Origin of the sequence: Streptomyces sp. NPDC051907, from assembly GCF_040681075.1 — a bacterium.
Lineage (GTDB): Bacteria > Actinomycetota > Actinomycetes > Streptomycetales > Streptomycetaceae > Streptomyces.
Genome location: NZ_JBFAYB010000183.1, coordinates 1 through 7,083 on the forward strand (window position 1 = coordinate 1; position 7,083 = coordinate 7,083).

At 72.4% G+C, this 7,083-nt stretch carries 2 protein-coding genes; one reads left to right on the forward strand and one right to left on the reverse strand.

Translation table 11 applies throughout. The features are described 5' to 3' along the window. Positions 1 to 3,483: multifunctional oxoglutarate decarboxylase/oxoglutarate dehydrogenase thiamine pyrophosphate-binding subunit/dihydrolipoyllysine-residue succinyltransferase subunit (locus tag AB0M39_RS40880; RefSeq protein WP_365373959.1), on the forward strand; the 3,483-nt coding region annotated here is incomplete at its 5' end. 418 nt (positions 3,484 to 3,901) lie between these two features. Here the strand turns inward: AB0M39_RS40880 and AB0M39_RS40885 are convergent. Next, positions 3,902 to 7,006 carry an SAV_2336 N-terminal domain-related protein gene (locus AB0M39_RS40885; RefSeq protein ID WP_365373961.1) on the reverse strand — a complete coding sequence of 1,035 codons (3,105 nt, stop codon included), beginning with the start codon at positions 7,004 to 7,006 and terminating at the stop codon, positions 3,902 to 3,904. Between the last annotated feature and the right edge of the window lie 77 nt (positions 7,007 to 7,083).

The following is a 7,083-nucleotide window of genomic DNA, read 5'->3' on the forward strand; positions in this document are numbered from 1 at the left end:
GCCGCCGCGCCCCAGCCTGCGGCCTCCGCCGCCAAGGCTGCCGCGCCGGCCCCTCAGAAGGCCGCTCCGGCCGCCGCGAGCCCGGCCGCCGAGGCCGCTTCCGGCCCGGAGTACGTGACCCTGCGCGGCCCCGCCGCCGCCGTCGCGAAGAACATGAACGCCTCGATCGAGGTTCCGACGGCCACGTCGGTCCGCGCGGTCCCGGTGAAGCTGCTCTTCGACAACCGCATCGTCATCAACAACCACCTCAAGCGCGCCCGGGGCGGGAAGGTCTCCTTCACGCACCTCATCGGGTACGCGATGGTGCAGGCCATCAAGGCCATGCCGACGATGAACCACTCCTTCGCGGAGAAGGACGGCAAGCCGACCCTGGTCAAGCCGGACCACGTCAACTTCGGCCTCGCCATCGACCTGGTGAAGCCCAACGGCGACCGCCAGCTGGTCGTCGCGGGCATCAAGAAGGCCGAGACGCTCAACTTCTTCGAGTTCTGGCAGGCGTACGAGGACATCGTCCGGCGCGCCCGCAACGGCAAGCTGACGATGGACGACTTCACGGGCGTCACCGTCTCGCTGACCAACCCGGGCGGCCTGGGCACGGTCCACTCCGTGCCGCGGCTGATGCCCGGACAGTCGGTCATCATGGGCGTCGGCTCCATGGACTACCCCGCCGAGTTCCAGGGCACCTCCCAGGACACCCTGAACAAGCTGGGCATCGCCAAGGTCATGACGCTGACCTCGACGTACGACCACCGGGTCATCCAGGGCGCCGCCTCCGGCGAGTTCCTGCGCGTCGTGGCGAACTACCTCCTCGGCGAGGACGGCTTCTACGACGGCATCTTCGAGGCGCTGCGCATCCCCTACGAGCCGGTCCGCTGGCTCAAGGACATCGACGCCTCGCACGACGACGACGTCACCAAGGCCGCGCGGGTCTTCGAGCTGATCCACTCCTACCGGGTCCGCGGCCACGTCATGGCCGACACCGACCCGCTGGAGTACCGCCAGCGCAAGCACCCCGACCTCGACATCACCGAGCACGGGCTCACCCTGTGGGACCTGGAGCGCGAGTTCGCGGTCGGCGGCTTCGCGGGCAAGTCCCTGATGAAGCTGCGCGACGTGCTCGGCGTGCTGCGCGACTCGTACTGCCGCACCACCGGCATCGAGTTCATGCACATCCAGGACCCCAAGCAGCGCAAGTGGATCCAGGACCGCGTCGAGCGCGCGCACTCCAAGCCGGAGCGCGAGGAGCAGCTGCGGATCCTGCGCCGTCTCAACGCCGCCGAGGCCTTCGAGACGTTCCTGCAGACGAAGTACGTCGGTCAGAAGCGGTTCTCGCTGGAGGGCGGCGAGTCCGTCATCCCGCTGCTGGACGCGGTCATCGACTCGGCCGCCGAGTCGCGCCTGGACGAGGTCGTCATCGGCATGGCCCACCGCGGCCGGCTGAACGTCCTGGCGAACATCGTCGGCAAGTCGTACGCGCAGATCTTCCGCGAGTTCGAGGGCAACCTCGACCCGAAGTCGATGCACGGCTCCGGCGACGTGAAGTACCACCTGGGCGCCAACGGCACCTTCACCGGCCTGGACGGCGAGCAGATCAAGGTCTCGCTGGTCGCCAACCCCTCCCACCTGGAGGCGGTCGACCCGGTCCTGGAGGGCGTCGCCCGCGCCAAGCAGGACGTCATCAACAAGGGCGGCACGGACTTCACCGTCCTGCCGGTCGCCCTGCACGGCGACGCGGCCTTCGCCGGCCAGGGCGTCGTCGCCGAGACGCTCAACATGTCTCAGCTGCGCGGCTACCGCACCGGCGGCACGGTCCACATCGTCATCAACAACCAGGTCGGCTTCACCGCCGCCCCGGAGTCCTCGCGTTCGTCCATGTACGCGACCGATGTGGCCCGCATGATCGAGGCGCCGATCTTCCATGTGAACGGCGACGACCCGGAGGCCGTGGTCCGCGTGGCGCGGCTCGCCTTCGAGTTCCGCCAGACGTTCAACAAGGACGTCGTGATCGACCTCATCTGCTACCGCCGTCGCGGTCACAACGAGGGCGACAACCCGCAGTTCACCAACCCGCAGATGTACAACCTGATCGACAAGAAGCGCTCGGTGCGCAAGCTCTACACCGAGTCGCTGATCGGTCGCGGCGACATCACGCTGGAAGAGGCGGAGCAGGCGCTCCAGGACTTCCAGGGCCAGCTGGAGAAGGTCTTCGCGGAGGTCCGCGAGGCCACCAGCCACCCGGCGGCGACGCACGTCCCGGACGCGCAGGCCGAGTTCCCGGTGGCCGTGACCACGGCGGTCTCCCAGGAGGTCGTCAAGCGGATCGCCGAGTCCCAGGTCAACATCCCCGACAACATCACCGTGCACCCGCGTCTGATGCCTCAGATGCAGCGCCGCGCGGCGTCCGTCGAGGACGGCACGATCGACTGGGGCATGGGCGAGACGCTCGCCATCGGCTCGCTGCTGATGGAGGGCACCCCGGTCCGGCTGTCCGGCCAGGACACCCGCCGCGGCACCTTCGGCCAGCGCCACGCGGTGCTGGTGGACCAGGAGACCGGCGAGGACTACACCCCGCTGCTCTACCTGTCCGAGGACCAGGCCCGCTACAACGTCTACGACTCGCTGCTCAGCGAGTACGCGGCGATGGGCTTCGAGTACGGCTACTCGCTGGCCCGCCCGGAGTCGCTGGTCATGTGGGAGGCGCAGTTCGGCGACTTCGTCAACGGCGCGCAGACCGTCGTCGACGAGTTCATCTCCTCGGCCGAGCAGAAGTGGGGCCAGACCTCCGGCGTCACGCTGCTGCTGCCGCACGGCTACGAGGGCCAGGGCCCGGACCACTCGTCCGCCCGTCCTGAGCGCTTCCTCCAGATGTGCGCGCAGAACAACATGACGGTCGCGATGCCGACTCTGCCGTCGAACTACTTCCACCTGCTGCGCTGGCAGGTCCACAACCCGCACCACAAGCCGCTCATCGTCTTCACCCCGAAGTCGATGCTGCGTCTGAAGGCCGCGGCGTCGAAGGCGGAGGAGTTCCTCACCGGCGGCTTCCGCCCGGTGATCGGCGACACGGAGGTCGCTTCGGGCGCCGTGGACCCGAGCGCGATCCGCAAGGTCGTGTTCTGCTCCGGAAAGGTCTACTACGACCTGGAGGCCGAGCGTCAGAAGCGCGGCGCCAACGACACGGCGATCATCCGCCTCGAGCGTCTGTACCCGCTGCCGGGCGCGGAGCTCCAGGCCGAGATCGCCAAGTTCCCGAACGCCGAGAAATACCTGTGGGCGCAGGAGGAGCCGGCGAACCAGGGTTCGTGGCCGTTCATCGCGCTCAACCTGATCGACCACCTGGACCTGGCCGTCGGCGCGGACGTCCCGCACGGCGAGCGCCTGCGCCGCATCTCGCGGCCGCACAGCTCGTCGCCGGCGGTCGGCTCGGCCAAGCGCCACCAGGCGGAGCAGCAGCAGCTGGTCAACGAGGTCTTCGAGGCCTGATCAGCGGTAGCGGCAAGCGGCACGACCAAGGAGGGCCCGGTCCCGAGTCTCAACTCGGAACCGGGCCCTCCGGGTGTGTTGGGGCGTCCGGGTGTTTTGGGGCCTGCGGTTGTCTTGGGGCGTCCGGCTGTCGCGGGGCCTGCGGGCGTCTTGGGACCTGGCTGGCTCAGGGCCTCCGGCGCCGTCTCTGGGCCTCTGGCTGTCCCGGGACCCCGGCCGTCTTTAAGGCCTGCGGCCGTCTTGGGGCATACGGCCGTCTTGGGGCATACGGCCGTCTCGGGGCCGCTGGTCGGCTCGGGACCTCCGGCTGGCTCGGGGGCCCTGGCCGTCTCGGACCCCTCGGCCGTCTTGGGGCCTGCGGTTGTCCCGGGAGCCCGGCCGGCGTCTCGGGACCCGGGGCGGGCGGCCGTGCTGCTCGTCAGGGGCCTTCGAGGCGGGCCTGCTCCTCGCGGATGTCCATCGCCGCCCGCGAGGGCGGCGCGTCCGCCGCGGCGAGCAGGGACAGCACCGCCCGATGCTCCTCCAGGGCGCGCTCGGGGCCCGCGGTGCGCTCCAGGCGGCCGGCCCGCAGCGCCTGGGCGCTCAGCGCCCGCTCCACGAGGTCTCCTGTGCCTCCTTCGGCGGAGGCTCGGCGGTAGTAGGCGACCGCGTCCCTGAGCCGGTGGTCCGAGTCGGTGCGCTGGGCGAGGAGCGAGGAGGCCAGCGCCCGGTACCACCAGGCGTACGCGGCCAGTTCGGGGTCGCCCGCGCCGCGGGCGGTCGCGCCCAGGGCCCAGTCCGCCTCATGGAGGTCGGCGACCGTCTCGTCCGCGCGGAAGCGCTCGATGTACGCGTGGCCCAGCAAGGCCCTGCGGCGCGGCAGTTCGGGGTCGGCGCCCGGCGTCTCGTCGATCGCGCCCCGCAGCGCCCGTACGGCCGCGCTCACGTCGACCGACGAGTTCTTGTCCACCCCGCGCTCGGTCAGCTGCCTGCCGAGCGCGGTCAGGACGGCGGCGCGGCGCGGATCGCGCCAGGGCAGCAGGGGCAGCGCCGAGGTCCAGGCCGCTATAGCGGAGTCGCGGTGGGCCCAGCCGCCGGTGGAGGTATAGCGCTGCTCCAGGATGCGGGCCATCCGCAGCAGACAGTCGGCCTCCGCCTCCTCGTCCTTGCCGGTGTGCAGCCGCGCCTGGTCGAGGGCCTGGAGGATGCGGAGCCTTGCGTCGTCGTCGAGGTTCTCGTGGGCGAACTCGATGGCGTCCGCGTAGTCCAGCCAGGCGCGGCAGAGCTGGCCCTGGGGGACGGCGTTCCAGTCGAGGCCGTCGATCCCGACGTGCAGGTCCTTGTCGGCGCGGTCGGCGAAGGCACGGGCCGTGATCAGGTTCTGCTCGTCGGCGGCTCTGGCGACCGGTCCCTCGCCCCGGTAGTGGCGGGCCAGTTCGAGCAGCAGCCCGCCCCTGACCAGCAGCGCGGCCTCCCGCCCCTCGTACGCGAGGAGCGGCTGTACGACGGCGAGGGCGGTCAGCAGGGTCTCGGTGAACCAGTCCTGCGGCCGGACCGGCCCGCGCAGGGCGTACGGCGCGCCGGTCACCGCCAGCCGCCGCAGCACCCGGATCCTGACGACGGCGGCCTCCTCGCGCAGGGCCCGTCCGCTGCGGGACGGCGGGGTCCGCTCGGCGCCCGCCGCACCGGCGTCGAGGCGCGCACGGTCTGTGAAAGCCCGGTCCGCGGAAGCACGGTCTGTGAAAGCCCGGTCTGTGAAGGCACGGTCTGTGAAGGCACGGTCTGCGGAAGCCCGGTCGACGGCCGCAGGGTCGGCGGGGCGCGCGGCGGCGTCCGGCGGCGACGCCGTCTCCGTCAGCTCGGCGAGGCTGCTGTCCGCGGTGGAGAGCAGGATGGCCGCGACCCGGCCGGTGTCCTGCGGGTCGGCCGCCGCCTGCACCCGTACCCACTCCGGGGCCAGCCGGGGACTGAGCCGTCCCGCCTCCACCTCGTCCGCCATCGCCTCCAGCACATGGGCCAGCGTCAGATGGGCCCGCTGCTCGCCCGTGAGGGCGTTCTGGGCCGCGTCCAGGGCGGCGCGCAGGTCCTCGGGGAGCGTGCGCACCTGCCAGCGGCGCAGCAGCGCCCGCGCCAGCTCGCCGTACAGCGCGGCGCGGTCGGCCGTACGCCGTTCCGCCTGGGCGGCCGAGCCGAGCAGCCGGATCGCGGCGTCCAGGTCGCGTACGGTCCCGTGCTCGTCGAAGTGCGCCAGGCAGGCGTGGGCCTGCGCCACCAGGCCCGCCGGGCCCTGGCCGGGCAGCCCGCCGGGCGGCGCGGTCGGCTCGGCGCCGCCGAGCCGCCGCAGCACCTGCGCGGACACCTGGGCGAAGGCGCGCAGGCCCTGGCTGTCGGGGGTCTGCGGGGCGACCGGCAGGGGATCGACGGCGCCGGTGAGGAACGCGGCAGCCATAGCGGGGAAGTTCCGTACCGTGCGCCCATAGCGTGTCTCGACGTACTCGGAGCAGTGCTTCAGCACCAACGCGGCGCTGCTCGCGCCCAGTTGGCCGATCAGCTCTTCGCGCACCCCGGCCAGGAAGCTGTACGACGGGCCGCCCTCGTCGGCCGTAGGGCCGTCGTCGTCGCGCCGCAGCAGTCCGCTGAGCAGCACCTCCGCCAGCACCTCGGGGCCGCTGCGCAGCAGCATGGCGCGCTGCACGAGCTGCATCACCGGGAGCAGCAGGGGCGCCGCGGAGAGGTAGACGGCGAGCTGGGCCGCGGCGGGCGAGGCGGTTCTGCGGAAGGCCCGCACACGGGCGGCGGGGTCGACGGCGTCCGCGGTGCGCACGCGGCCCTCGGCGGGCGCGTGCCGGGCCTGTACGAGGCCGGCCGCGCCGTTCAGCGACTGGCCGGTGCCGCCCGCCACCAGCCGCGTCCACGCCTCGAAGGAGGAGCGGCGCAGCGCCAGCACGGGCACGGGCAGGCCTCGTTCGCCGCCGGCGCGCTGCGGAGCGAACTCCAGCCGTCCCGCGGGCCCCTCGCGCCGTCGCAGCAGTCCGGGGCGCGCGGGCAGATGCGTGCGCCGCCACATGCGCTGCGGCAGCGGCTGCACCACCGCGACCGGCGCGGTCGACGCCCATACGTGCAGCAGCCGCTGCATCCGGCCGCTGCGCCACATGGGCCCGGCGCAGTCGCTGAGCACCAGGGTCAGCTGCCGGCCGGTGGGGTCGCCGAGCTGGGCGGGGGCGCGCTCGTCCTCGCGGATCTCGTGGACGGCCACCTCCCTGAAGGCCCCGGCGCGTTCGCAGACCCGGCGCAGCTCGTCCAGGGCCCTGCCCCACACGACGTTCGACGAGGAGCGGTCCATGACCAGCGCGAGGCGCCCCTCGCGTCGGCGGACCGTGCGCAGCACCGGCACGACCAGTCCGGTGTCGGCGGCGCGGTCGGCGGTCGCCACGTCGTCCAGCTCGCGGCGGACCAGACGCATCGGCGGCCGGTAGCGCTGGAGGGGCCGCAGGGCTCGCTCCAGCGCGAGCGGGTCGGGCAGCGATGCCAGGAAAGTGAACAGACGCCAGACTCATCACCCCCCCATGGCCATGTCAAGACAGCAACGCGGGCCGAACGGGTGGCGTACGAGGAGCGGAG